The organism is Guyparkeria sp., assembly GCF_041687595.1.
Lineage (GTDB): Bacteria > Pseudomonadota > Gammaproteobacteria > Halothiobacillales > Halothiobacillaceae > Guyparkeria.
This window is the reverse complement of record NZ_JAWLBP010000005.1, coordinates 53,848-75,359: the sequence shown is the minus strand read 5'-3', so window position 1 is coordinate 75,359 and position 21,512 is coordinate 53,848. Positions and strand designations below refer to the sequence as shown.

The 21,512-nt window shown below is 66.1% G+C and carries 23 protein-coding genes; 15 read left to right on the top strand and 8 right to left on the bottom strand.

Features of this window, described 5'->3' with window-relative positions; genetic code table 11:
• The 7 genes from ilvN to ACESL5_RS02045 form a co-directional block, all read left to right on the top strand.
• Positions 1-345 (top strand): acetolactate synthase small subunit (gene ilvN, locus ACESL5_RS02075; RefSeq protein WP_372591122.1); only part of this gene is annotated, 345 nt, incomplete at its 5' end.
• A 66-nt stretch (positions 346-411) separates the two neighbouring features.
• A complete protein-coding gene (gene ilvC / locus ACESL5_RS02070; protein ID WP_372591121.1) occupies positions 412-1,428 on the top strand; it encodes a ketol-acid reductoisomerase in 1,017 nt (338 codons plus the stop codon).
• A 42-nt stretch (positions 1,429-1,470) separates the two neighbouring features.
• Positions 1,471-2,250: a CDP-diacylglycerol--serine O-phosphatidyltransferase gene (pssA, locus tag ACESL5_RS02065; RefSeq protein ID WP_372591120.1), complete on the top strand. Its 780-nt coding sequence runs from the start codon at positions 1,471-1,473 to the stop codon at positions 2,248-2,250.
• Between the two features lie 236 nt (positions 2,251-2,486).
• Positions 2,487-4,034 (top strand): 2-isopropylmalate synthase, encoded by a 1,548-nt coding sequence (locus tag ACESL5_RS02060; protein ID WP_372591119.1) that lies wholly within the window; start codon positions 2,487-2,489, stop codon positions 4,032-4,034.
• A 19-nt stretch (positions 4,035-4,053) separates the two neighbouring features.
• Positions 4,054-4,584, top strand: a complete 531-nt coding sequence (locus tag ACESL5_RS02055; protein ID WP_372591118.1) for a hypothetical protein — start codon at positions 4,054-4,056, stop codon at positions 4,582-4,584.
• A gap of 17 nt (positions 4,585-4,601) precedes the next feature.
• Positions 4,602-5,051, top strand: a complete 450-nt coding sequence (rimI, locus tag ACESL5_RS02050; RefSeq protein ID WP_372591117.1) for a ribosomal protein S18-alanine N-acetyltransferase — start codon at positions 4,602-4,604, stop codon at positions 5,049-5,051.
• A gap of 60 nt (positions 5,052-5,111) precedes the next feature.
• Positions 5,112-6,713, top strand: coding sequence for a peptide chain release factor 3 (locus tag ACESL5_RS02045; protein WP_372591116.1), 1,602 nt, complete (start codon positions 5,112-5,114; stop codon positions 6,711-6,713).
• Between the two features lie 33 nt (positions 6,714-6,746).
• Here the strand turns inward: ACESL5_RS02045 and ACESL5_RS02040 are convergent, their stop codons facing one another.
• The gene (locus ACESL5_RS02040; protein ID WP_372591115.1) at positions 6,747-7,457 is read right to left on the bottom strand and encodes a hypothetical protein; all 711 of its coding nucleotides are present in this window, start codon (positions 7,455-7,457) and stop codon (positions 6,747-6,749) included.
• A gap of 194 nt (positions 7,458-7,651) precedes the next feature.
• Here ACESL5_RS02040 and ACESL5_RS02035 point away from each other — a divergent pair, with 194 nt between their 5' ends.
• The gene (locus ACESL5_RS02035; RefSeq protein ID WP_372591114.1) at positions 7,652-8,524 is read left to right on the top strand and encodes a rhodanese-like domain-containing protein; all 873 of its coding nucleotides are present in this window, start codon (positions 7,652-7,654) and stop codon (positions 8,522-8,524) included.
• A gap of 19 nt (positions 8,525-8,543) precedes the next feature.
• On the opposite strand, the gene gluQRS is transcribed toward ACESL5_RS02035, so the two are convergent.
• Positions 8,544-9,455, bottom strand: a complete 912-nt coding sequence (gene gluQRS / locus ACESL5_RS02030; RefSeq protein ID WP_372591113.1) for a tRNA glutamyl-Q(34) synthetase GluQRS — start codon at positions 9,453-9,455, stop codon at positions 8,544-8,546.
• 125 nt (positions 9,456-9,580) lie between these two features.
• On the opposite strand from gluQRS, the gene ACESL5_RS02025 reads away from it, so the two are divergent.
• Complete coding sequence (locus tag ACESL5_RS02025; protein WP_372591112.1) at positions 9,581-11,575, top strand: lytic transglycosylase domain-containing protein; 1,995 nt, start codon at positions 9,581-9,583, stop codon at positions 11,573-11,575.
• Between the two features lie 30 nt (positions 11,576-11,605).
• Entirely contained in the window at positions 11,606-13,156 is a 1,551-nt protein-coding gene (gene sbcB / locus ACESL5_RS02020) for an exodeoxyribonuclease I (RefSeq protein WP_372591111.1), read from the top strand.
• A gap of 10 nt (positions 13,157-13,166) precedes the next feature.
• On the opposite strand, the gene ACESL5_RS02015 is transcribed toward sbcB, so the two are convergent.
• Positions 13,167-13,568 carry a CZB domain-containing protein gene (locus ACESL5_RS02015; RefSeq protein ID WP_372591110.1) on the bottom strand — a complete coding sequence of 134 codons (402 nt, stop codon included), beginning with the start codon at positions 13,566-13,568 and terminating at the stop codon, positions 13,167-13,169.
• Between the two features lie 85 nt (positions 13,569-13,653).
• Complete coding sequence (locus tag ACESL5_RS02010) at positions 13,654-14,409, bottom strand: HAD family hydrolase (RefSeq protein ID WP_372591109.1); 756 nt, start codon at positions 14,407-14,409, stop codon at positions 13,654-13,656.
• Between the two features lie 112 nt (positions 14,410-14,521).
• Between ACESL5_RS02010 and ACESL5_RS02005 the strand changes: the two genes are divergently transcribed.
• A complete protein-coding gene (locus ACESL5_RS02005; protein WP_372591108.1) occupies positions 14,522-15,334 on the top strand; it encodes a BPSS1780 family membrane protein in 813 nt (270 codons plus the stop codon).
• A gap of 108 nt (positions 15,335-15,442) precedes the next feature.
• On the opposite strand, the gene ACESL5_RS02000 is transcribed toward ACESL5_RS02005, so the two are convergent.
• From ACESL5_RS02000 to wrbA, 4 genes are all read right to left on the bottom strand, one after another.
• Complete coding sequence (locus ACESL5_RS02000) at positions 15,443-15,925, bottom strand: peptidylprolyl isomerase (RefSeq protein WP_372591107.1); 483 nt, start codon at positions 15,923-15,925, stop codon at positions 15,443-15,445.
• Positions 15,926-16,018: 93 nt separating this feature from the next.
• The gene (galU, locus tag ACESL5_RS01995; protein ID WP_372591106.1) at positions 16,019-16,840 is read right to left on the bottom strand and encodes a UTP--glucose-1-phosphate uridylyltransferase GalU; all 822 of its coding nucleotides are present in this window, start codon (positions 16,838-16,840) and stop codon (positions 16,019-16,021) included.
• Between the two features lie 93 nt (positions 16,841-16,933).
• On the bottom strand, positions 16,934-17,323 hold the full coding sequence (locus ACESL5_RS01990) for a DUF2069 domain-containing protein (protein ID WP_372591105.1): 390 nt from the start codon (positions 17,321-17,323) through the stop codon (positions 16,934-16,936).
• The gene (gene wrbA / locus ACESL5_RS01985) at positions 17,320-17,880 is read right to left on the bottom strand and encodes an NAD(P)H:quinone oxidoreductase (protein ID WP_372591104.1); all 561 of its coding nucleotides are present in this window, start codon (positions 17,878-17,880) and stop codon (positions 17,320-17,322) included. The genes ACESL5_RS01990 and wrbA overlap by 4 nt, the downstream gene beginning before the upstream one ends.
• A 145-nt stretch (positions 17,881-18,025) precedes the next feature.
• Here wrbA and ACESL5_RS01980 point away from each other — a divergent pair, with 145 nt between their 5' ends.
• The 4 genes from ACESL5_RS01980 to ACESL5_RS01965 are packed head-to-tail and all read left to right on the top strand — an operon-like array spanning position 18,026 to position 21,411.
• Positions 18,026-18,535 (top strand): TlpA family protein disulfide reductase, encoded by a 510-nt coding sequence (locus tag ACESL5_RS01980; protein WP_372591103.1) that lies wholly within the window; start codon positions 18,026-18,028, stop codon positions 18,533-18,535.
• Positions 18,536-18,591: 56 nt separating this feature from the next.
• Positions 18,592-19,134 carry a thioredoxin family protein gene (locus ACESL5_RS01975; protein ID WP_372591102.1) on the top strand — a complete coding sequence of 181 codons (543 nt, stop codon included), beginning with the start codon at positions 18,592-18,594 and terminating at the stop codon, positions 19,132-19,134.
• Between the two features lie 43 nt (positions 19,135-19,177).
• Positions 19,178-20,620 carry a TolC family protein gene (locus tag ACESL5_RS01970; protein WP_372591101.1) on the top strand — a complete coding sequence of 481 codons (1,443 nt, stop codon included), beginning with the start codon at positions 19,178-19,180 and terminating at the stop codon, positions 20,618-20,620.
• A complete protein-coding gene (locus ACESL5_RS01965; protein WP_372591100.1) occupies positions 20,617-21,411 on the top strand; it encodes an efflux RND transporter periplasmic adaptor subunit in 795 nt (264 codons plus the stop codon). Before ACESL5_RS01970 ends, ACESL5_RS01965 begins: the two co-directional genes overlap by 4 nt.
• The last annotated feature ends 101 nt before the right edge of the window (positions 21,412-21,512 follow it).

The window sequence follows — 21,512 nt, the reverse complement described above, 5'->3', positions numbered from 1 at the left end:
GACGAGCAGGTGATCGAACAGATCGTCAAGCAGCTCAACAAGCTGATCGACGTGGTCAAGGTCCAGGACATGGCCGACACCGCGCACATCGAGCGCGAGCTGATGCTGATCAAGCTGCAGGCCCACGAAGCGGTCCGCCAGGAGATCTTCCGGCTGGCCGAGATCTTCCGCGGTCAGGTCATCGACGTGACCGAGTCCAGCTACACCGTCCAGCTGGTCGGTCCGGGCAGCAAGCTCGATGCTTTCATCGACGCGTTGGGCTCGATCCCGGTGGTCGAGATCGTGCGCTCCGGCGCGCTGGGCATCTCGCGCGGGCCGCGGGGCATGCTGATTCCCGAGGTCTGAGCCGCGCCCGACGCAGCCAGTTTCCCTTTTCCTTATCCAAATACCATTCGACTGGAGATACATCTCATGCAGGTTTACTACGACAAGGACTGCGACCTCTCCCTGATCCAGGGCAAGAAGGTTGCCATCATCGGTTACGGTTCGCAGGGCCACGCCCACGCGCTGAACCTCAAGGAATCGGGTGTCGAGGTGGTGATCGGCCTGCGTGCCGGTTCCGGCTCGCAGAAGAAGGCCGAGGGCGAGGGCCTGACGGTCAAGACCATCGAGGAGGCCTCCGCCTGGGCCGACGTGGTCATGATGCTGGCCCCGGACGAGAACCACGCCGAGATCTATGCCAACCAGATCGAGCCGAACCTGCGTGAAGGCGCGACGCTGGCCTTCGCCCACGGCTTCTCGGTCCTGTACAACCAGGTCACCCCGCGCAAGGACCTCGACGTGATCATGATCGCGCCGAAGGCCCCGGGCCACACCGTGCGTTCGGAATTCGCCCGTGGTGGTGGTATCCCGGACCTGATCGCGATCCATCAGGACGCCTCCGGCAAGGCCAAGGACATCGCGCTGTCCTACGCCTCCGGCGTTGGTGGTGGTCGTACCGGCATCATCGAGACCACTTTCAAGGACGAGACCGAGACCGATCTGTTCGGTGAGCAGGCCGTGCTCTGCGGCGGTACCGTCGAGCTGGTCCGCGCCGGCTTCGAGACCCTGACCGAGGCGGGCTACCCGGCCGAGATGGCCTACTTCGAGTGCCTGCACGAGCTCAAGCTGATCGTCGACCTCATGTACGAGGGCGGCATCGCCAACATGAACTACTCGATCTCCAACAACGCCGAGTACGGCGAGTACGTCACCGGCCCGAAGGTGATCAACGAGGAGTCCCGCCAGGCGATGCGCGAGGCGCTGGCCAACATCCAGAACGGCGAGTACGCCAAGCGCTTCATCAACGAGGGGGCGATGAACTACCCTTCAATGACGGCACGTCGTCGCCAGGACGCCGAGCACCCGATCGAGCAGGTCGGTGAGCGCCTGCGCGGCATGATGCCGTGGATCAGCGCAAACAAGATCGTCGACAAGTCCCGCAACTGATCGCGGGACCGTCGCACGAGGCAATCCCGGGAGGGGCAGAACATGGATCACGAGACGCAGACCGAGCAGCAACCGGCCGACCGGCAGGATGACCATCGGCGGCGCAAGGCGATCTACCTTCTGCCCAACCTGATCACGACCGGCGCCCTGTTCGCCGGTTTTTTCGCGATTGTGATGGCCGTCCAGGACAACTTCGTCCCGGCGGCCATCGCCGTTTTCGTTGCCATGCTGCTCGACGGCATGGATGGGCGCGTGGCGCGGATGACCGGCACCGAGTCGGAGTTCGGCATCCAGTACGACTCGCTCTCCGACGTGGTCTCCTTCGGCATCGCGCCGGCACTGATCGTCTACCTCTGGAGCCTGCAGGGCATGGGCGATCGCTGGGGCATGCTCGGCGCGTTCGTCTTTGCCGCAGCGGCGGCCATTCGTCTGGCCCGCTTCAACGTTCAGGTGGAGACGGTCGACAAGGGCTACTTCGTGGGGTTGGCCTCGCCGGCGGCCGCGGCGGTGTTGATGGGCATGGTGTGGTTCTTCGAGGCGCACGGCATTCCCTTCGAGGCACAGCAGGGCTGGGTCTGGGTGATCACCATCACCACCGGGCTGTTGATGGTCTCGAGCTTTCCGTACTTCAGTGGCAAGCGGCTCTCACCGCGTCTGCGGTTGTCCTTCCTCAGCCTGCCGATCGCGATCATCGTGTTCGTGCTGCTCTTGAAGGATTTCGCCCTGACGTTGTGGGTTCTGGCCAGTGCCTACGCGCTGTCGGCCCCGTTGTGGACGCTCTCAAGCGGATTGCGTCGGCGCCTGAAACGCCTGGCATCTTGAATCGGAGCCCCTGGGTCGTTAACTTGTCCAAATGAGCAGTCGTTTCCACGCAGCCTATGGTTCCCTCCCGACCACCGTTCCGGTGGTCGGGCTGCGTGACGTCTGCCCGTCGCTGCTGCTGCGACTGCCCCGCAGGGGCGATTGAGACGATGCCTGGCGAGGCGACCCACGCGACCACCGAATAGATAAAGAACGTCCGACGGGAGGACCCGGCGGCGACACCTGAGGTTTTTGCCATGAGCAGCAGTGACTCCTTGATCATCTTCGACACCACGCTTCGCGACGGCGAGCAGAGCCCGGGCGCGTCCATGACGCGTGACGAGAAGCTGCGCATCGCCCGTCAGCTCGAGCGACTGGGCGTGGACGTGATCGAGGCCGGTTTTGCCGCGGCGAGCGAAGGCGATTTCAACGCCATTCGCACCATCGCCGAACATGTCGAGCACTCGACGATCTGCTCGCTGGCACGCGCCGGCGAAAAGGACGTGCGTCGCGCCGGCGAGGCGGTTTCCCCGGCGCCGCGGCGGCGTATCCATACCTTCATCGCCACCAGCCCGATCCACATGGAGAAGAAGCTCCGCATGACGCCCGACGAGGTGGTCGGTCATGCGGTGAACGCCATCAAGATCGCGCGCGAGTACACCGACGATGTCGAGTTCTCGGCGGAGGACGCGGTGCGCTCCGAGATGGATTTCCTGGTGAGGGTGTTCGAGGCGGCGATCGAGGCCGGTGCGACCACGCTCAACGTGCCCGACACGGTCGGCTACGCCACCCCGGACCAGTGGGGCGAGCAGATGGCGACCCTGATCGATCGGGTCGAGGGCTCGGAGAACGTGATCTGGTCGACGCACTGCCACAACGACCTCGGTCTGGCCGTGGCCAACTCGCTGGCCGCGGTACGCTCGGGGTTCCGCCAGGTCGAGTGCACCATTAACGGTCTCGGCGAGCGGGCCGGTAACGCCGCCCTTGAGGAAGTCGTCATGGCCACTCGTACCCGTCCGGACGTTTACGGCGTGTCGACCCGCATCGACGCCACCCAGATCGTGCCGACCTCCAAGCTGGTCTCCACGATCACCGGTTACCCGGTGCAGCCGAACAAGGCGATCGTCGGGGCCAACGCCTTCGCGCACGAGTCGGGCATCCACCAGGACGGCGTGCTCAAGCACCGCGAGACCTACGAGATCATGCGCGCCGAAGACGTCGGCTGGTCGACCAATCGCCTGTCGCTCGGCAAGCTTTCCGGGCGCAATGCCTTCAAGAGCCGACTGAAGGACCTGGGTGTCGAGCTCGAAAGCGAAGAGGCACTCAACGATGCCTTCCGTCGCTTCAAGGAACTCGCCGACAAGAAGCGCGAGATCTTCGATGAGGATATCCAGGCGCTGGTCTCCGAGGTGTATGACGAGCAGGAAGAGGCCTTCCGCCTGGTCGCACTGCACGTCTGCTCCGAGACCGGCGAGACGCCGGAGGCGACTATCACCGCCTCGATCCGCGGCGAGGAAATGACCGCCACGGCCACCGGTGCCGGCCCGGTCGACGCCGCGCTGGCCGCTATCGAGAAGATCGTCGCCTCGGGCGCGAATCTGCAGCTCTACTCGGTGAACAACATCACCAGTGGCACCGACGCCCAGGGCGAGGTCAACGTGCGCCTCGAGCGCGCCGGACGCATCGTCACGGGGCAGGGCGCGGACACGGACATCGTGATCGCCTCGGCGAAGGCCTACCTCAATGCCATCGAGCGCCTCGAACACCCGCCCAAGCGCGCCCACCCGCAAATGGGTGACGTGTGACTCGGGGCCTGGTCTGAGCATGGCCCTGCGGGTCGATCGGGAGGCCGCCCTGGGGTGGCTCGGTATCGAGGGCTTTCGCCCCAGTGGGCGCGTGCGCCCGGCCCGTTTGCGATTGTCCGTCGACGGCGAAGAGCCGATCAGCGATGCGCCCGTCGAGCCCCGGGATGAGGCTCGGGATGAGCCGCAGGCCGACCCGATCGAAACGCCGATGGATACCTCGGTGGATGTCCCGACTCCGGTGCCCGACGGGGCGGATGGCGAGCCACATCGGCAAGGGGCCGTTGCCGAGGCCGCCCCAACCTCGGCCCCGGCCGAGCTGGCCGACGAGGTGCTGCCAGATCGGTTGTGTCTCGCGGCCGACTCACCCTACCGTGCGCTGGCCGAGGCGATTGCCCAGGTCGCCGGTCTGGCCTGCGAAACGGGCGAGGGCGGCGATACCGTGACCCTGAGAGGGGAAACCTGGGAGCTGGCGACTCTGGCCGGCGACGGGGCGGCCAAGCGTCGGCTATGGCGGACCATTGTGGCTCGTGGCCGGCGAGCGCGCGGGTGAGGGCCGAGTCCGCCGTCATGCCGGCGTGGGACTGGGCCGCACTCGCCGGCGAAGACCTGCCTGAAATCGTCGCGATCGAGGAGGCGGCCCATCCGTACCCCTGGAGCGAAGCGATCTTCGAGGATTGCCTGCGGGCCGGTTATCGGCTCGACGGGGCCTTTTCGCGCGGACAGCTGATCGGCTACTCGGTGGTCATGACCGTGCTTGACGAGTGGCACCTGCTCAACCTGTGTGTCGATCCGGCCGCCCAGCGGCGCGGGGTGGGGCGATTCCTGCTCGAGCGGCTGCTCGAGTCGGCGGCCGCCGGCGAGGCCAGTTGCGTGATCCTCGAGGTGCGTGCCGGCAACGCCGCGGCCATTGCCCTCTACGAGTCGGCGGGCTTTGCGGATATCGGCCACCGGAAGGCGTATTATCCGGCCCCCGAGGGGCGGGAGGATGCCCGCGTGATGCGCCGCCTTCTTCCCTAGAATCAATGTTCCACCGGTTCGTCGCGATGACGGGCCGTGTCATTCCAGACCCGAGAGTCCATGAGCACTACCCCCGAAAACGATTACTCCAGCCGCCGGACCTTCGCGATCATCTCGCACCCGGACGCGGGCAAGACCACGATGACCGAAAAGCTGTTGCTGTTCGGCGGCGCGATCCAGCTCGCCGGCACGGTCAAGGGCCGGAAGTCCGGTCGCCATGCCACCTCCGACTGGATGGCGATGGAGAAGGAGCGCGGGATCTCGGTGACCTCGTCGGTGATGCAGTTCCCCTACCGCGAGCGCATCGTCAACCTGCTCGACACCCCGGGTCACGAGGATTTCTCCGAGGACACCTACCGCGTCCTGACGGCGGTAGATTCGGCATTGATGGTCATTGATGCCGCCAAGGGTGTGGAGGCGCGCACCATCAAGTTGATGGAGGTCTGCCGCCTGCGCACCACGCCGATCATGACCTTCGTCAACAAGCTCGACCGCGAGGGCCGTGACCCGCTCGAGCTGCTCGACGAAGTCGAGACCGTCCTGAACATCCGTTGCGCGCCGGTGACGTGGCCGATCGGGAGCGGCAAGCGCTTCCGCGGCATCTACCACATCGCTCGGGACACTACCTATCTCTACGGGACGGCTGACGGCACGCGCGACCAGGCGGTCGAGGCCATCGAGGGGCTGGACAACCCCGACCTCGACGAGCGGATCGGCGGCCAGGCCGACGAACTGCGCGAGGAGATCGAGCTGGTGGCCGGCGCGGCCGATGAGTTCGACCTCGACGCCTATCTCAAGGGGGAACAGACGCCGGTGTACTTCGGCTCGGCGATGAACAACTTCGGTGTGCAGTCGCTGCTCGACGATTTCGTCGAGATTGCCCCTCCGCCTCAGCCGCGCGAGGCGACTTCCCGCACCGTCGAACCGTCGGAGAACAAGTTCACCGGTTTCGTCTTCAAGATCCAGGCGAACATGGATCCGCAGCACCGTGACCGGATCGCTTTCCTGCGCATCTGCTCGGGCGAGTTCCGTCGCGGCATGAAGTCGCACCACGTGCGCCTGGGGCGCGACGTGAAGATCCCCGACGCCCTGACGTTCATGTCTTCCGACCGGGTCCGGCTGGAAACCGCCCAGGCCGGCGACATCATCGGCATCCACAACCACGGCACGGTCCGCATCGGGGACACCTTCACCGAGGGCGAGAAGCTGGCCTTCACCGGTATACCGAACTTCGCCCCGGAGCTGTTCCGCCGCGCGCAGCTCAAGGACCCGCTCAAGTCCAAGCAGTTGCTCAAGGGGCTGTCGCAGTTGTGTGAGGAAGGGGCGACCCAGCTCTACCGGCCGCTGACCAACAACGATCTGATCCTGGGTGCCGTGGGCGTGCTGCAGTTCGACGTGGTGGCCCAGCGCCTGAAGGACGAGTACAACGTCGACTGCCGCTTCGAGGCGGTCAACGTGAATACCGCCCGCTGGGTGGAGTGCGACGATCCCAAGCGCTTCGAGGAGTTCAAGAACAAGAATCAGTCGAACCTTGCCATCGACCATGCCGGCGAGCTGGTCTATATCGCGCCCACACGCGTCAACCTGCAGATGACCCAGGAGCGTTGGCCCGAGGTGCGCTTCCTAGCGACACGCGAGCACGGCGACTACAGCACGGAGTGATCCGACCGGAGGCGGGCGAGGCCCGCTACCACGTCAGTGGTCTTCCGGATCCCCTTCGGGGCTGCCTCCGAGCGTGCGCTCGACCAACTGGTCGAACCGTGCCGGGTTGATGTACTGGAACAGTTCCTTGTCGTCGGCCTCGACGGTAATGGCGAGCCCCTTCTTCGGGTACAGCCACAGCACCGCGGGTGGTTCATCCTGCTCCCGCTCGCCGCGGGGAATCGGGCGCTTGTCTGCCGGTTCGCCGAAGCGCCGGGTGAGGAGTTCCTCCTCGTAATCCGCCGTGGGGACGTAACTGATCGAGCGGATCGGCTTGTCCTGTGCCTCGAGCAGGGCCTCGTCGGACATCGATAGCTTGCGTGCCCCGCTGGGCGTGGGGTCGGCGATGGTCGACTGGTCGGCCCAGCGTTCCAGCGTCTCCTGATCCACCTCGGCCACCAGCACCACCTGCGCGGTGAGCGGTCCCACGCTCATCCGGCCGAAATAGGCCTCCAGCGTAAGGGGTTCGCCCGTCTTCGAGAACATCGCCAGATCGGCCTTCTGGTCGTAGAGGCGCTTGAAGTCGAGCAGGGTGGACTCGCCGAGAATCACCCCGAAGACTTCCACCTGTCCCCGTTCGTTCACTGCCACGTCCCACGGGAGGAACGGATGGTCAGGCGGGCTGCGATCACAGCCGGCGGCCAGGACGGCCAGAAGCAGCGTGCCAAGCAGTCGGGGAAAACGGAAGGGAGCGAGGGAGGACATGAACGTGTTTCCGGGGTTGGCTTTCGGGCGGAGCGAACGGGCCGCCTGTCGGGACCCGGCACGATTTAATCAGCGTATTTCCAGCGGGGCAAGTTCCGGCTCCGACCCGCTTGCGTCCACAACAATGTTGGGAGTATGTTGGCTTCACAAAACAAAAGAACGGAGCCAAGGGAATGTCGACAGGAAACCACGGAGTGTTTCGAGTGACCCGGTCGGGGGAAACGAAGCGTTGGTCACGGGAAAACCGGCGACCGGGGAGGCGGTTTGGCAGTCTGACCGGTCTGCTGCTGGCCGCCAGTCTGGCCTGGCCGGCGATGGGCGCCGCCGACGATTTCCCGCTGCGTGACAAGTATGCCCAAGCCGGTGTCGAAGCGATCGAGACCGAGGAACTGGCTGCGGCACTGGATGAATACACGGTCGTCGATGCCCGTTCTTTGTACGAGTACGAGACCCTGCGCATCCAGGGTGCGCATTCGGTTCCGCTGGCCTCCGGCGACTTCTCGGATGCCGTGACCTCCCTGGCGGAAGAGACCGGCAAGCCGCTGGTCTTCTATTGCAATGGCGTGACCTGTGCGGTTTCGTACAAGGCCGCGCTGAAGGCCAAGGGGGCGGGCGTGGTCGACTCGCTCGTCTACGATGCCGGCATCTTCGCTTGGGCCCAGGCAAACCCGGACCGGGCCGAGCTGCTCGGCGAGACCCTCGGCGATCCGGCGAAGCTGATCAGCAGTGCGCAGTTCCAGCGGCACCTGCTGGCCGAGGATCCCTTCTTCAATCGAATCGACCGAAGCGTGGATCCCATCATCGTCGATATCCGCAACCGCGACCAGCGTGCGGGCATCTCGCTGTTCCAGATGCAGGACCGTCACATCCCCCTGACCACCGACAACGGTGAACTGGACGCGCTGGTGCGGAAGGCCAGGGTCGAGGAGCGTCCCATGTTCTTCGTGGATGCGACCGGGAAGCAGGTCCGCTGGCTCCAGTACTACCTCGAGGACAAGGGCGTTCGCGAATACTGGTTCCTGGAGAATGGCGTGTCGAGCGTATACGAGACCATGGGGTTGCAGTAACGGGTATCAGCCGAGCGGATCATCCGCCCGGCACGTGACGGGCTCGCCACTCGCCGATCCATCGCTCCAGCAGCTGCGCAATGGTGGCGCGCCCAGCCGGATCGTCTGATTCAAGCCCCAGTGCGGCAGCCGCCTCCTTCAGGTTCTCCTTCGCCCGCCGGTTTTCGAGCGCCGGGGCATGGTTGGTCTTGCTCAGCTTGCGCCCGTCCGGGCCCATCAGGACCGGCAGATGCAGGTAGGCAGGCGATGCGAGGCCGAGGGCTTCGGTCAGCTCGACATGCAGGGGGCTCAGTTCGGCGAGATCTTCGCCGCGCACCACATGGGTGATTGCCATCTCGGCATCGTCGACCACGTTCGCCAGGTGATAGGCGACCGGACCGTCTGCACGCCGCAGCACGGGGTCTCCCACCTCCGCGGCCATCTCCTGGCGAATCGACCCCAGTCGCCGGTCGATCACGGACCTTTCGTGTGCCATGACGCTGAACCGCAGGGCATGCCGCTCCTCGGAGGAAACCGTCTCGGCTCGGCAGAAACCGGGATAGACCGGTCCGATCGCCCCGATGGTCTGGCCCTGCGCCCTTGCCCAGTCGCGCAGGCGCGCGCGGGTGCAACGGCAGCGGTACAGCCGACCACGCGCCTCCAGTTCGGCCAAGGCGCCCTCGTAGCGAACGGTCCGCCGGCTCTGGTAGACCACGTCGCCGTCGTGCAGGAGGTGGTGGGCCCGAAGCTGACTCAGGATCTCGTCGACGCTCTCCGGCCGGCAACGAGCCTGGTCGGTATCGTCGATGCGAACCGACCATCGCCCCCCGTGGGCCCGGGCATCAAGGAAGCTACCCAGGGCGGCCACCATGGATCCGGCATGCAGCGGGCCGCTCGGCGTCGGTGCGAACCGGCCGTGATAGTTGCCCTTGCTGTCCACGCCTGACGTCATGCCATCATGTACTCCACGTTGCCGTGTCGGTTCGATTTTGCGTTGCCGGGTCATTTTCCATGAACTCGAACCGTCGGTCGGAATCGTACACCTGTTGTCCGACACATTCCCCGCGAGCCAAGACCATGATCGGTACGAGATCCCGTTTCCTGACCCGTTTGCCCCGTTGCCTGAGCGCCATGACGATCGGCATCGTCATGAGCGTGCCGCTCTCCCCATCGGCCACGGCCGCTCCGGAACTGCCGGTGCCAGACGGACTCGACGAGGCGCTGCAGGCAATAGACCGTGGCGACGGCCCGGGGTTTCGTCATGCGCAGGACACGGTGGCCACCACTCCCCTGGGAGAGTCGGCGCAGATCTATCTCGAGGCGAAATGGCTGCTCGACCAGGTAGATGACGAACCGGCGGCGGTGGTCGGGCTGCTGCGCGATCATCCCGACGCGCCGCTGATGCCACGACTCAAGCGTCGCTATCTCGACCACCTGGCGGAGAACGAAGCCTGGGGCGAATACCGTCTGATATTTGACCGGGCGCCGGACATCCGTGCCGGCACGCGTCACCAGTGCGCCTACTGGGCCGCGGAGCTGGCGCTGGATGGGACGCTGGGCGAGGCGGCCGTCGACGAGGCCCGGGAGACGTGGCAGCAGGGGCGCAGCCAGCCGGAGACCTGCGATCCCGTCTTCGAGTGGCTTGAGGCAAACGGCCAACTCGACGAGGCGATCTACCGCGCACGGGTGCGCAATGCCGTCATAGCCGGAAAGGATGGACTGGCGCGTTACCTCGTGCGTCGTGGCCCGGCCGGGCTGGCGTCCTATCGAGATCACTGGATCGCCTTGCGTGATGACTCCGCAAGCGCGGTGTCGTCTGCCATCGAGGCGCGCGGAGACGCCGAGGAGATCACGCAGGGGCTTCTGTGGCTGGCAAGGCGCGACCCTCAGCGGGCGAGGGAGCTGCTGGCCCGAGCCGAGCGAGCGGAACTGCTCACGACAGAACAGGCCGGGTCGGTCCATCGGCTCGCCGCCCTCAAGGCAGCCTACCTCTACGAGCCGCAGGCCTATGAGTGGCTGCGCGAAGTGCCGATCGATGCACGAGACGAGGAGGTCTGGACGTGGACGGTTCGTTCGGCGCTCAGGCGTCTGGACTGGGTGCGGGTCAAGGAGGCGATCGACGCCATGCCCGGCGAACTGGCCGAGGCACGCGAGTGGCGCTACTGGCGCGCCGTGGCAGACGCGCATCTCGGGCAGGAGGTCGCCGCGCGTCCTGTCTGGCGGGAACTGGCCCGGACGCCCGACTATCACGGATTCCTCGCCGCCGATCGGCTGGGCCTGAAATACCCGTTGCCGAAGACCAACGGGACGACTGTCCCGGAACCGGAGGAGCAGGCCCTGGCCGAGCTGACCTCGAATCCCTGGCTCATGCTGGCCTTCGCCCTGCATCGGCTCGATCACCCCGAGGATGCACGCCGGCTGTTCGAGCACGCCCTCCGAGTGCTGCCGGACGAACTGATGCCTGCACTGGCCTACCTGGCCCACAGCGCGGACTGGCATGACCGGGTGTCGGTCCTCATCGCCCGCATGGATCGGCTGCACGATCCGGAATGGTATGCGGCGCGGTTCGCCCTGCCGCACCAGGGTCTGGTCGAAGAGCAGGCGCGCAGGCAGTCGATCGACCCGGACTGGGTCTACTCGATCATGCGTCGCGAGAGCCTGTTCATGCGCGACATCGGCTCCGGTGCCGGCGCCCAGGGCCTGATGCAACTGATGCCGGCGACTGCCCGCTGGATCAACCGGCAGGCCGAACTGCACCTCTCGTCCTTGACCCTTTCCGATCCCGAGACGAACATCGCTCTCGGCGCAGCCTACCTGGGGCACATGGCCGAGCGTTTCGACGGCCGGTATCCGCTGGCTATCGCCGCCTACAACGCGGGCCCCGGCCGGATCGGCGACTGGCTGCCCGACGTGCCGCTGCCGGGTGACGTCTGGGTGGATACCATCCTCTTCGACGAGACTCGCGCCTACGCCCAGGCCGTGCTGGCCGGCATGGTGACCTACCAGTGGCGGCGCGAGGGCAAGGCCGACCGGCTAGCGCAGTTGCTGCCGGTGATCGGCCCGGCGGATTGATCCATGGAAACCAGCCACGGAGTCAGGCACTTGTCTTCACCCAGCTTCCTGTTCTTTGACCTCGAAACCACCGGGGCGGACCCGGCCTACGACCGTCCCCTGCAGTTCGCCGCGATCCGCACCGACCTCGACCTTCGACCGGTCGGCGAGCCGATCGTCTGGTACGCCCGTCCGAGCACCGACTGCCTGCCGCACCCGGCCGCGGTGATGACCACCGGCCTGCTGCCGGATGACCCCGTGCTCACCCGGGCCGACAGCGAGGCCAATCTGGCCAACCGGATCTACCATCTGGTCAACCAGCCGAACACCTGCGTGGTCGGCTTCAACAACCTGCGCTTCGACGCGCCCATGCTGCGGTTCCTTTTCTGGCGCAACCTGCTCGATCCCTACCGCCACGAGTGGGCCGACGGCAACAGCCGTTTCGACGTGCTCGACGTGGCGCGTACCTACCGACTGCTGCGTCCGGATGCCCTGAACTGGCCGGTCGACGGGCAGGGCAATCCCACGCTGCGCCTGAGCGAGCTCTCCGCGGCCAACGGCCTGACGCACGAAAATGCCCATGATGCCCTGAGTGACGTGGAGGCCACCATCGACCTGGCTCGTCGGCTGAGGGACGCCGACCCCGGTCTCTGGTCGCGGCTGCTGGCGGCCAGGGACAAGCGACAGGTGGCCCGGCTGGTCGACGACCCGGATATCACCCCCTTCCTGCATGTCTCGCCGCGCCTGCCGGCCCGCACGGCGTCGGCCTCCATGTTCTGCTCTCTCGGCCAGGTGGACGTCAACCGTAATCGCCGCGAATGCTGGGATCTGCGATTCGATCCGGAACCCTGGATGGACGTGGATGCGGACGCCTGGGCCGAGCGACGATTCGTCAGGAACCCGCCGCCGGATGCCGAACGCGACTGGTCGGATCTCCGCCTGCCGGTCAAGTCCATCCACCTCAACCGGGTGCCGGTGGTGCTGCCGAAGGCCACGGTCGAGGAGCCGGGCGTGGCGCAACGGATGGTGATCGACCGGGCGCGCGTCCAACAACATGCCGACTTCATCCAACGTCACTTCAAGGCCGTGCGCGACCGTCTGGTAGCCGCCATCGAGGCCACGGAAGGCACGTTTCCGCCCAAACCGGTCGAGGAGTCGCTCTATGCCGGCTTCGTGCCGCGTGCGGACCGTGCCCACCTCGAGGACTGGTGGAGCCGGGCACGCGGGATGCGCTCCCGGGACGAGGCGGTGGCGCACGCGCGCGACCTGCTGGCCTGGTCGTTCGAGGACCCGCGACTGGCGGAACTGGCGGAAGGATTCGTGGCGCGGAACCTGCCCGAGGCGCTCGACGTGCCGGCGCGCGAGCGCTGGAAGCAGCGCCTGGGCGAGCGACTCCGCCCCGGCGAGCGCTCGGAGGAGGCGAGTGATGCTTCGGTGGCAACAGGGCGGGATTTCCCCGCCATGTTCAGCGAAGTGGCCCGCTTGCGGGATTCCGACGCCTGGACGCCGGAGCAGCGTACGTTGCTCGATCCCTATGCCCGCTGGCTAGCCCAGCGGGAACGCGAACTCCTCCCCCGGTGGGGGAGTAGGAGGGGCGTCTGACCGGATGCGGCTAGGGGCAGCGGATGCTGTCGGTGAAGGCGTCGCGCATGAGGTTGAAGCAGGTGGCGAGGAACAGGCTCTGCATCTCGACGAACTCGTCGAAGGCCTCCCGTTCCGCCTGCTGGCCACCCTCGGCACTGGTGATCAGCGTGTCCGCGGCGACGTGCATCTTGATGTGCAACTGGTGGACGTTCTCGAACTCCTGCTCGCGGCCCGGGGGCGCGCCGTGGGTCTCGAGGAAGCGACCGAAGCGGCACTCGTGCTCGCTGAGGGTGGGGCGCGGCGTGTTGTACAACAGCGCGCCCATGATCCGGGAGTACCAGTCGAAGTGCCAGTAGGTGACCTCCTCGAAGCCGTCGATGAACGACTGGTAGTCGTAGCTGGCCTTTTCGTCCGGGGATGATGCGTTCATGGGGGCTCGATCGGTTGCGTTGGCTGGTTCCCACCAGTCTAACGATTTGGCCGGTGGGTGTCAGGTCGTGGATGGGAGGCCCGAGTTATCGGCCGAGACAGGCTTCGAGGTAGTCGAGATCGACCAGGCCGTTGCCGGGGGCAGGGCCGCTCAAGGTGCGGGCCGGCGCGGAGGGCTCGCCCAGATCGGTGAGCACCGAGATTGCGCCGGAGAAGTCGTCCTCGGCGGTATAGTCGTTCAGCGTCACCACCACGGGCACGTCCGCGCCGAGCGCCGAGCGCACGCCGTTCCCGGAATCCTCCAGAGCGATGACCTCGTCGGCGCGCAGGTTCATCTTCTCCAGCGTCCAGGTGTAGATGTCCGGGGCCGGCTTCTTGGCCGGCACGATGTCGCCCGCGGCGATCACCTCGAACCAGTCCAGGCTCTCGTCGCCGAGCGTGGCCCGTAGCAGCCCGTCGACGTTCTCCGGTGTGGTCGTCGTGGTGATGGCCAGGCGGATGCCCCGCTCGCGGGCCTCGGCGATCAGGCGCTCGACACCCGGGCGCAGCGGGATCTCGCCCTTCTTGAGCAGGGCAAGATAGTGGGCGGTCTTGGCCTTGTGCAGGCCGGCGATCCATTCCGCCAGGTCCTCGTTTTCGGGGACGGCCGGGTCGTGGGTCTCGATGAAGTAGCGGATGCGTTCCTTGCCGCCGGTCACGGTCAGCAATTCGCCGTAGGTGGGCACGTCCCAGTGCCAGTCGAGGCCCGCATCGCGGAATGCCAGGTTGAAGGCCACGCGGTGACCGTCACGCTCGGTATCGGCCAGGGTGCCGTCCACATCGAACAGGATCGCTTGTAACATCGGGTTCGCCACTTTTCTGGTTACCATGGAGCCCGCGTGCGCGGCGATCGCCGGCGGCGGAGCCGCGCGCGGGGAATCTGAAATCAAGACAAAACGGACGAGAGTGTACTCAATGCGCAAACGACCGGCCAGTTCCGGCGCCCGCTGGATCGCTGGCGGCTGGCAGCTTCTCAAGACCCGGCCCGGCCTGGTTATCGGCAGCGTGCTGCTGATGTACGTGCTGGTGTTCCTGGTCAGCATGGTGCCGCTGATCGGCATGGGCGCCGGCTACCTGATCGCCCCGGTCCTCGGTGGTGGGGTGATCATGATCTTCGTGCGGATCGCCGAGATACTGGAACGGAGCGAGGAAGAGCCGCTGGCCCGCGAGCAGCCGATCGGCTTCGACCTCCTGTTCTCCCAGTTCCGCGGTGAGGCCCCTTGGCGACCGCTGGTGGGGCTGGGCGGCGTGACCATTCTCGTCAATCTGCTGATCCTCCTGCTGCTCGCCGGCTATCTCACCGCGGCCCTGCCCGAGGGCGGCATGAACGCGCTGAACGATCCGGACCTAAGCGACGGCGAACGGCTGGAGACGCTCCTCCCTGTGCTCACGTCGGCTTCGGCCCTGGGCGTCTGGCTGGGCGTGGTGGTCGTCTACGTGCTCTACCTCTCGGCGATGCTGTTCGCCGTGCCGTTGGTGGTGCTACGGGAGCATCCGCTCACCGCCGCGCTGGCGGCCAGCTTTCGGGCCGTCTGGCTCAACTGGTTGCCGATGCTGGTCTTCGGCCTGATCTGGCTGGGGCTCTTCATGACCATTCCGCTGACTGCCGGCCTCAGCGCGATCCTGCTGGTGCCCTGGGCCTGGGCGGCGCTGTATGCCGCCTATGTCTCGATCTTCCCGGCGGAGGCGCCGGCATCCGATCCGGAGGAAGATGTCGTGTCCGACTGATCGGCCACCAGTCCGGTGCGACGATATCGCGGACAGAAAAAAGGCAGCGTGTGATCACGCTGCCTTTTTCGTCTTTCGGGCGCCCCGGGCACGCCCGGGGGCTCGGGATCAGTGCTCGTGGCCGCCCGGACCGTGGACGTGACCGTGCTCGATCTCCTCCTCGGAGGCGGCGCGCACGTCCTTGACCTCGACGTCGAAGTGCAGGGTCTCGCCGGCCAGCTCGTGGTTGCCGTCGAGGGTGATTTCGTCACCGTTGACTTCCTTGACCGTCACCACGGTGACGCCGCCTTCGGTCTGCGCCTGGAAGCGCATGCCCGGCTCGATCTCGTCGACGCCCTGGAACATGGAGCGCGGCACGGTCTGGATCATTTCCTCGTTGCGCTCGCCATAGGCCTCGGCCGGCTCGATGCTGACGGTGAAGCTGTCGCCGACCGACTTGTCGTTCAGCGCCTTCTCCAGGCCCGGGATGATGTTCTGGTGGCCATGCAGGTAGGCCAGCGGGCCGGTCTGTTCGGAGCTGTCCATGACTTCCCCGGCGTCGTTTTTCAGGGTGTAGTCGATGGAAACGACGTGATCGTTCTGAACTTGCATTGAATTGCCTCGCGTGGACGGCTGTGAGTTGTCTGGGAGTGGCCTCCCGATCCCGACTGCGACCGCGGGATCAACGAGAGGTTCCCCGGCACGTCATCGCGTGCTGAGGTGATAGAAGTGGTTGGTGGCGGCGACGAAACCCGAGGGGCTGCCGCAGTCGAAACGCCGTCCCTTGAACCGGTAGGCGATCACCTTGCCTTGTTCGGCCTGCTCGCGCAAGGCGTCGGTGATCTGGATCTCGCCCCCCGTGCCGGGCTCGGTCTGACGCAGGATGTCGAAGATGTCCGGCGTGAGAATGTAGCGACCGATGATGGCGAGATTGCCCGGGGCATCGGCCGCCGCGGGCTTTTCCACCATGTCGGTGACCTGGATGACGTCATCCTCGATCGGGTCGCCACCGATCACGCCGTACTTGTGGATGTCCTGCTCGGGGACTTCCTGCACGGCCACCACGCTACATTGATAGCGCTCGTAGATGGTGGCCATCTGCGCGAGGATGCCGATGGGCTCGCCCACGCAAAGATCGTCGGCGAGGACCACGCCGAAGGGCTCGTGACCGATCAGCCGCTCGCCGGTGAGGATCGCGTGGCCCAGACCCAGCATCTCGAGCTGCCGGGTGTAGGAGAAGGTGCAGTTGTCGATCAGGCGGTCGATCGAGGCGAGCATCGATTCCTTCTTGGTGCCGCGGATCTGGTGCTCGAGCTCGTAGTTGACGTCGAAGTGATCCTCCAGCGCCCGCTTGCCGCGCCCGGTGACCATCGCCATCTGGGTCATGCCGGCCTCGTAAGCCTCCTCGACGCCGTACTGGATCAGCGGTCGATCGAGAATGGGTAGCATCTCCTTGGGCATGGCCTTGGTGGCCGGGAGAAAGCGGGTGCCGTACCCGGCGGCGGGAAACAGACACTTTTCGATCATCATCAATCCTCTGTCATTGACTGCGTGGAATGCGTGAAACGGGAAAGCCCGTCGGTGGTCTCGTTCTCTTCAACATCATGGCGGGCTCCGGGGTCACCTGCGTCCCGATTTCAGCAGGCGTCGCCGCCTGATGCTGTGCCACCAGGCGGCGAGGAAACCGACGGTCGCCGCGATGGCGATCAGCAGGTGCCAGCCACGGTCGGCCGGGGCCGCCCAGGCGTCGGTGGCGGCCACGAGAAGATAGAACAGGTCGAAAAGCGCTGCCCAGACCATGGTCTTGTAGTGGCCGCGCCAGAGCCCCGGGATCACGGCTATCGCCGGCAGGAGCATGAGCAGGGTCGTCAACACACCCGGGCGTATCTCCGCGGTGCCGCCTAACAACAGCCCCAGGTAGCCGGCGACGATCAGCCCCTGCATGGCCGTCATCAGTTTCAGCGGCAGCAGGGGCAGCCCTTCGGCCGTCCTTCCGCCTGGTAACGTCATGCCAGCCGGCTCGCGATCTCGGCCACTCGAGCACCCAGTGCCTGGGTCAGCTCCCGCTCGTCGCGGCTCAAGGTTGCATGGTCGTTGACCGTGTGACTGGCCCCGTAGGGCGTCCCGCCGGTCTGGGTGTGCGCCAGTTCGGGGTGCTGGTAGGGGATGCCGGTGATCAGCATGCCGTGGTGGATCAGGGGGACGATCATCGACAGCAGGGTGGTCTCCTGGCCGCCGTGCATCGAGCCGGTCGACGTGAACACGCCCGCCGGCTTGCCCACCATCTCGCCGCGGAACCAGAGCCCGCTGGTGTCCTCGAGAAACCGCTTGACCGCCGAGGCCATGCCGCCGAAGTAGGTAGGGCTGCCGAGGAGCAGCCCCCGGCATTCGCGCAGGTCCTCCAGGGTAACCTCGGGGTCTCCCTGTTCGGGCTGCTTGCCGTCGGGGCAGGGGATGCGTCGAAGGCGAGCGGTCATGCCCTCGACGCGTTCCACGCCGCGAGCCGCCTGCCGGGCGAGGTTTTCGGTGTTGCCGCTGCGGCTGTAATAGAGGATCAGGACGTCCACGAGGTTGCCAGGGTCTCCGTCTGCGAGATGGTTGCCGGAGGGCCAGTTTAGCAATAACCTCGATCGCCGGGTGGGCATCGGGGCTCACTCGTGCGGGGCGGTCTGTTGACGCCCCTCCATGCACAATCCCGATGGGAGAAGGTCCGTGTCGAATCGATGGTTTGCGGGAATACTGGCCGCCGGGTTGCTGGCGGTGGGCGCGATGGCCGTGGCCGAGCCTGCTAGCGCTTCGCCGCGTGACACGCCGGTCGCGTTCGAGAAGGACGACGTGCACGGTGAGCCGCGCAATCTCGCCGATCTGCGCGGTGACATCGTCTTCATCAATGTCTGGGCGAGCTGGTGTCCTTCCTGCGTCAAGGAATTGCCCGAGCTGCAGGCGTTCCACGAGGCTCACCGTGATGAGGGCGTGCACGTGTGGGGCCTGTCGATGGACATGTTCCGTGACGCCGAGAGGCTGCCCGAGTTCATCGGCAAGCACGGCGTGACCTACCCGGTCATCAATGTCACGCCCGAAGAGGCAAGCCGCTTCGGCTACATCGAGGGCGTGCCGGTCACCTTCATCATCGGTCCCGATGGCACGGTCGACGGCGAGTACCTCGGCCCGGTGTCGCGCGAGATTCTCGAGAACATGTTGAAATCCCGGCGCGTGGACTAGACTGTTAGCATGTTATACGTTCAGGCGTATGTTTTGGTTCAAGGTCAGGAGAGTGGATGATGCAAACGAACGGATACACGACGGTTGCCGGTTGGGTGGCGGCTGCCTTCCTGGCGCTGTCGCTGCTGGCGGTCGGCCCGGCAAAGGCGCAGGAGCTCGAGGGCTTCTGGGACGATCCGTTCAAGGACCTGCAGGCCGACGTCGAGGCCGCCCGCGAAGAGGGCAAGGCCGGGGTGTTCGTCTTCTTCGAGATGGACGACTGCCCGTTCTGCCATCGCATGAAGACCCAGGTGTTCACCGACTCCGAGGTGCAGGAATACATCAAGGAAAACCTGGTCACCGTCAGCATCGACATCGAGGGTGACGTCGTGATGAGCGACCCGGAAGGCAACGAGCTCAAGGAGAAGGATTTCGCCTTCAAGCAGTACCGGGTCCGCGCCACGCCGGTGATGATCTTCTTCGACACCCAGGGTGAGCCGGCCGTACGCTACACCGGTCCGACGCACACACCCGAGGAGTTCCTGCAACTGATGGAGTTCTTCGTTTCCGGTGCCTACAGCGAGCCGGGCATGAACTTCTTCAAGTACAAGAAGCAGTAACGCGGGAAGCCAACGTCAGAACATCAGCAGGGAGGCGCGGTCGATGTCATCGGGACAAGCGTTCTGTAATCGGGTCGGGGGTGGCCGGACAGGCAGTCCAATCGCCCTGATCGGGCTTGCGTGTCTGGCCGTCACCACCGTCATGCCGGCGCTGGCCGCCGAGCTCCCGCCGCCCCCGGCGGTCACGGAGGGACGCCTGGCCACGCCCGACCCGTTGCCCCAGCCGCTGGGGCTGGAGGCGGTCCTCTCCCTCCCGCTCGATAGCCAATATGGCGTCGTGGCTGCCCGTTCCCGCTACGAACAGCGCCTCGCCGAGCGGCAGTTGACGCAGGCCGACAATCGCCCCCAAGTGGGCCTGAATGGTCGGCTCCGTTACGTCGAGCCGGGAGCACTCGCCGACGAGAACGATCAGCACGACGATCACCAGGCCGGTCTGTCCCTGCGGCAGAAACTGTTCGACTTCGGTCGGCAGCAGGACCGGGAGGCGGCCGCCGAGGCACGGCTCGAAGGCGAGCGGCTCGTCCTGCTGGGGGAAGAAAAGCGTCAGCGCCTGGCGCTTTTGCGTGCCTACTTTGATGTCCTGCTGGCCGACCAGCGCTACCAGGCAATCAACGAGCGCATGGCCATTCTCTTCATTCGCTATGACCGTGCCCGGGACCGGCAGGAACTTGGCCAGACGTCGGACTATGACCTCGCCCGGTTCGAACGCGACTACCAGAACGTCCTGCTCGAGCGGGCCCGGGCCGACGCGCAGCGACGGCTGACCCGGCGCCATCTGGCCGAACTGGCCGGGCGACCCGACCAGCTGCCCCGCGAACTGCAGGCCCCGCGGCTGGATGTGCTGTTCGAGCGCGAGGCTCCGGCGGTGGGCGACCTGATCGAGACGGCCCTGACCGAGGACCTGCAGCTCAATGCCCTGCGTCGCAAGTACGACGGCAGCGAGTCCGATCTGGCGGCCGCCCGATCGGGCAACTTGCCCAGCGTGCATGCCGAGGTGAATGCCGACTACTACACCCGTGAGGGCGCCACCCGCGATCCTTTCCGGGCCGGTGTCTACCTGGAATTCCCCCTCTTCCGGGGCGGGGCACGCAATGCCGAGATCGGTGCGGCCCAGGCCGAGCGCATGGCCGTGGTCGCCCAGATGGCCGAGCGAGAGGCCGCCGTCCGCCGCTATGCCACCGAACTGGTGGAAATGATTCGCGTGCAGCAGTCGGTCGGCCTGTCGCGGATGCAGGCGATGGAGAACTACGCCGAGCTCAACTTCACCCGCAACCAGACGCTCTACCAGATGGAGAAGGCCACCGATCTCGGCGATGCCATGGCGGAGATGTCGATGGCCCAATTCGAACGCATGAAGACGACCTACGACCTGGCCACGCGCTGGGCCGAATACGCCCTGCTCACCAATCGGCCGATCGAGACGGTTCTGCTGGGGCAGCCCGATGACGCGTCGGGCGAGGATCAAGTCACGGAGGAAACATCATGAAGGGTGCCATCCTGTCTCCCGTTCGCCCGGTTTTCGCGGGAGTCGCTGTCGCCGTCCTGGGGCTCGGCGTCGGGCTCGCCCAGGCCGCTGAGGTCGAGGGACGACTCGGCTTTTCCGAACGAACTGCCCTGTCCACGCCGGTGGCGGGTGTGATCGAGACGTTGTCCGTGCGACCGGGCGAACGCGTCGAGGCCGGGACGCTCCTGGTGGAGCTGGACGAGACGCCGTTCCGTTATCGGCAGCGGATGGTCTCCGCCGAGATTCCGGGTCTCAAGCGGGCGGCCGCCGAGGCCGACCTGGACGCCGAGCGCGTGCAGGCGCTCTACGACCGTACGTCCGCGTCGGATTCCGAAAGGGAGGTGGCGTTGATCGAGCGCGATCGGGCACGCGGCGAGCGCGACCGGGCCCAGGCCGAGTTCGGACTGCGCGACTGGGAGCGTGAGCAGGCCTCGCTTGAAGCCCCGTTCGACGCCCGAATCCTGGCCGTGCACGCCGCCCCCGGCGAGGTGGTCTCGCCACGTCTCACTCCACCGGTACTGATCGAGATCGCCCGGGCCGACCGCCTGCTGGCCACCGCCGTGGTCGACGCCGACCAGCTGGGGGATATCGAGCTGGGTGACGAACTGACGGTCGTGCGTGGCGGAGAACGCGCGTCCGGTGTGGTCGAGGCGATCCGTGCCGAGCACGACGAGCAGGGCGACGTCAGATATCGTGTTTCCGTGGGGCTGGGCACCGATGGGCTTGGCTGGCGGGCTGGTCAGCGTATCGCGATCGACTTTCCGGACAACTGAATCCGGCCTTTCCCTCTACGGAAAGGCCCGGTTCGGGGGCGCCTGCCGCGGGCAATTGGATACCCTGGGGGCGCCATCAGAAAAGCGGGTCGGGCTCTTGC

Coding starts and splice junctions, on each gene's coding strand:
- ilvC (WP_372591121.1), top strand. CDS start 412: ATGCAGGTTTACTACGACAAGGACTGCGACCTCTCCCTGATCCAGGGC.
- pssA (WP_372591120.1), top strand. CDS start 1,471: ATGGATCACGAGACGCAGACCGAGCAGCAACCGGCCGACCGGCAGGAT.
- ACESL5_RS02060 (WP_372591119.1), top strand. CDS start 2,487: ATGAGCAGCAGTGACTCCTTGATCATCTTCGACACCACGCTTCGCGAC.
- ACESL5_RS02055 (WP_372591118.1), top strand. CDS start 4,054: ATGGCCCTGCGGGTCGATCGGGAGGCCGCCCTGGGGTGGCTCGGTATC.
- rimI (WP_372591117.1), top strand. CDS start 4,602: ATGCCGGCGTGGGACTGGGCCGCACTCGCCGGCGAAGACCTGCCTGAA.
- ACESL5_RS02045 (WP_372591116.1), top strand. CDS start 5,112: ATGAGCACTACCCCCGAAAACGATTACTCCAGCCGCCGGACCTTCGCG.
- ACESL5_RS02040 (WP_372591115.1), bottom strand. CDS start 7,457: ATGTCCTCCCTCGCTCCCTTCCGTTTTCCCCGACTGCTTGGCACGCTG.
- gluQRS (WP_372591113.1), bottom strand. CDS start 9,455: ATGACGTCAGGCGTGGACAGCAAGGGCAACTATCACGGCCGGTTCGCA.
- ACESL5_RS02025 (WP_372591112.1), top strand. CDS start 9,581: ATGATCGGTACGAGATCCCGTTTCCTGACCCGTTTGCCCCGTTGCCTG.
- ACESL5_RS02015 (WP_372591110.1), bottom strand. CDS start 13,568: ATGAACGCATCATCCCCGGACGAAAAGGCCAGCTACGACTACCAGTCG.
- ACESL5_RS02010 (WP_372591109.1), bottom strand. CDS start 14,409: ATGTTACAAGCGATCCTGTTCGATGTGGACGGCACCCTGGCCGATACC.
- ACESL5_RS02005 (WP_372591108.1), top strand. CDS start 14,522: ATGCGCAAACGACCGGCCAGTTCCGGCGCCCGCTGGATCGCTGGCGGC.
- ACESL5_RS02000 (WP_372591107.1), bottom strand. CDS start 15,925: ATGCAAGTTCAGAACGATCACGTCGTTTCCATCGACTACACCCTGAAA.
- galU (WP_372591106.1), bottom strand. CDS start 16,840: ATGATCGAAAAGTGTCTGTTTCCCGCCGCCGGGTACGGCACCCGCTTT.
- ACESL5_RS01990 (WP_372591105.1), bottom strand. CDS start 17,323: ATGACGTTACCAGGCGGAAGGACGGCCGAAGGGCTGCCCCTGCTGCCG.
- ACESL5_RS01975 (WP_372591102.1), top strand. CDS start 18,592: ATGATGCAAACGAACGGATACACGACGGTTGCCGGTTGGGTGGCGGCT.
- ACESL5_RS01970 (WP_372591101.1), top strand. CDS start 19,178: ATGTCATCGGGACAAGCGTTCTGTAATCGGGTCGGGGGTGGCCGGACA.
- ACESL5_RS01965 (WP_372591100.1), top strand. CDS start 20,617: ATGAAGGGTGCCATCCTGTCTCCCGTTCGCCCGGTTTTCGCGGGAGTC.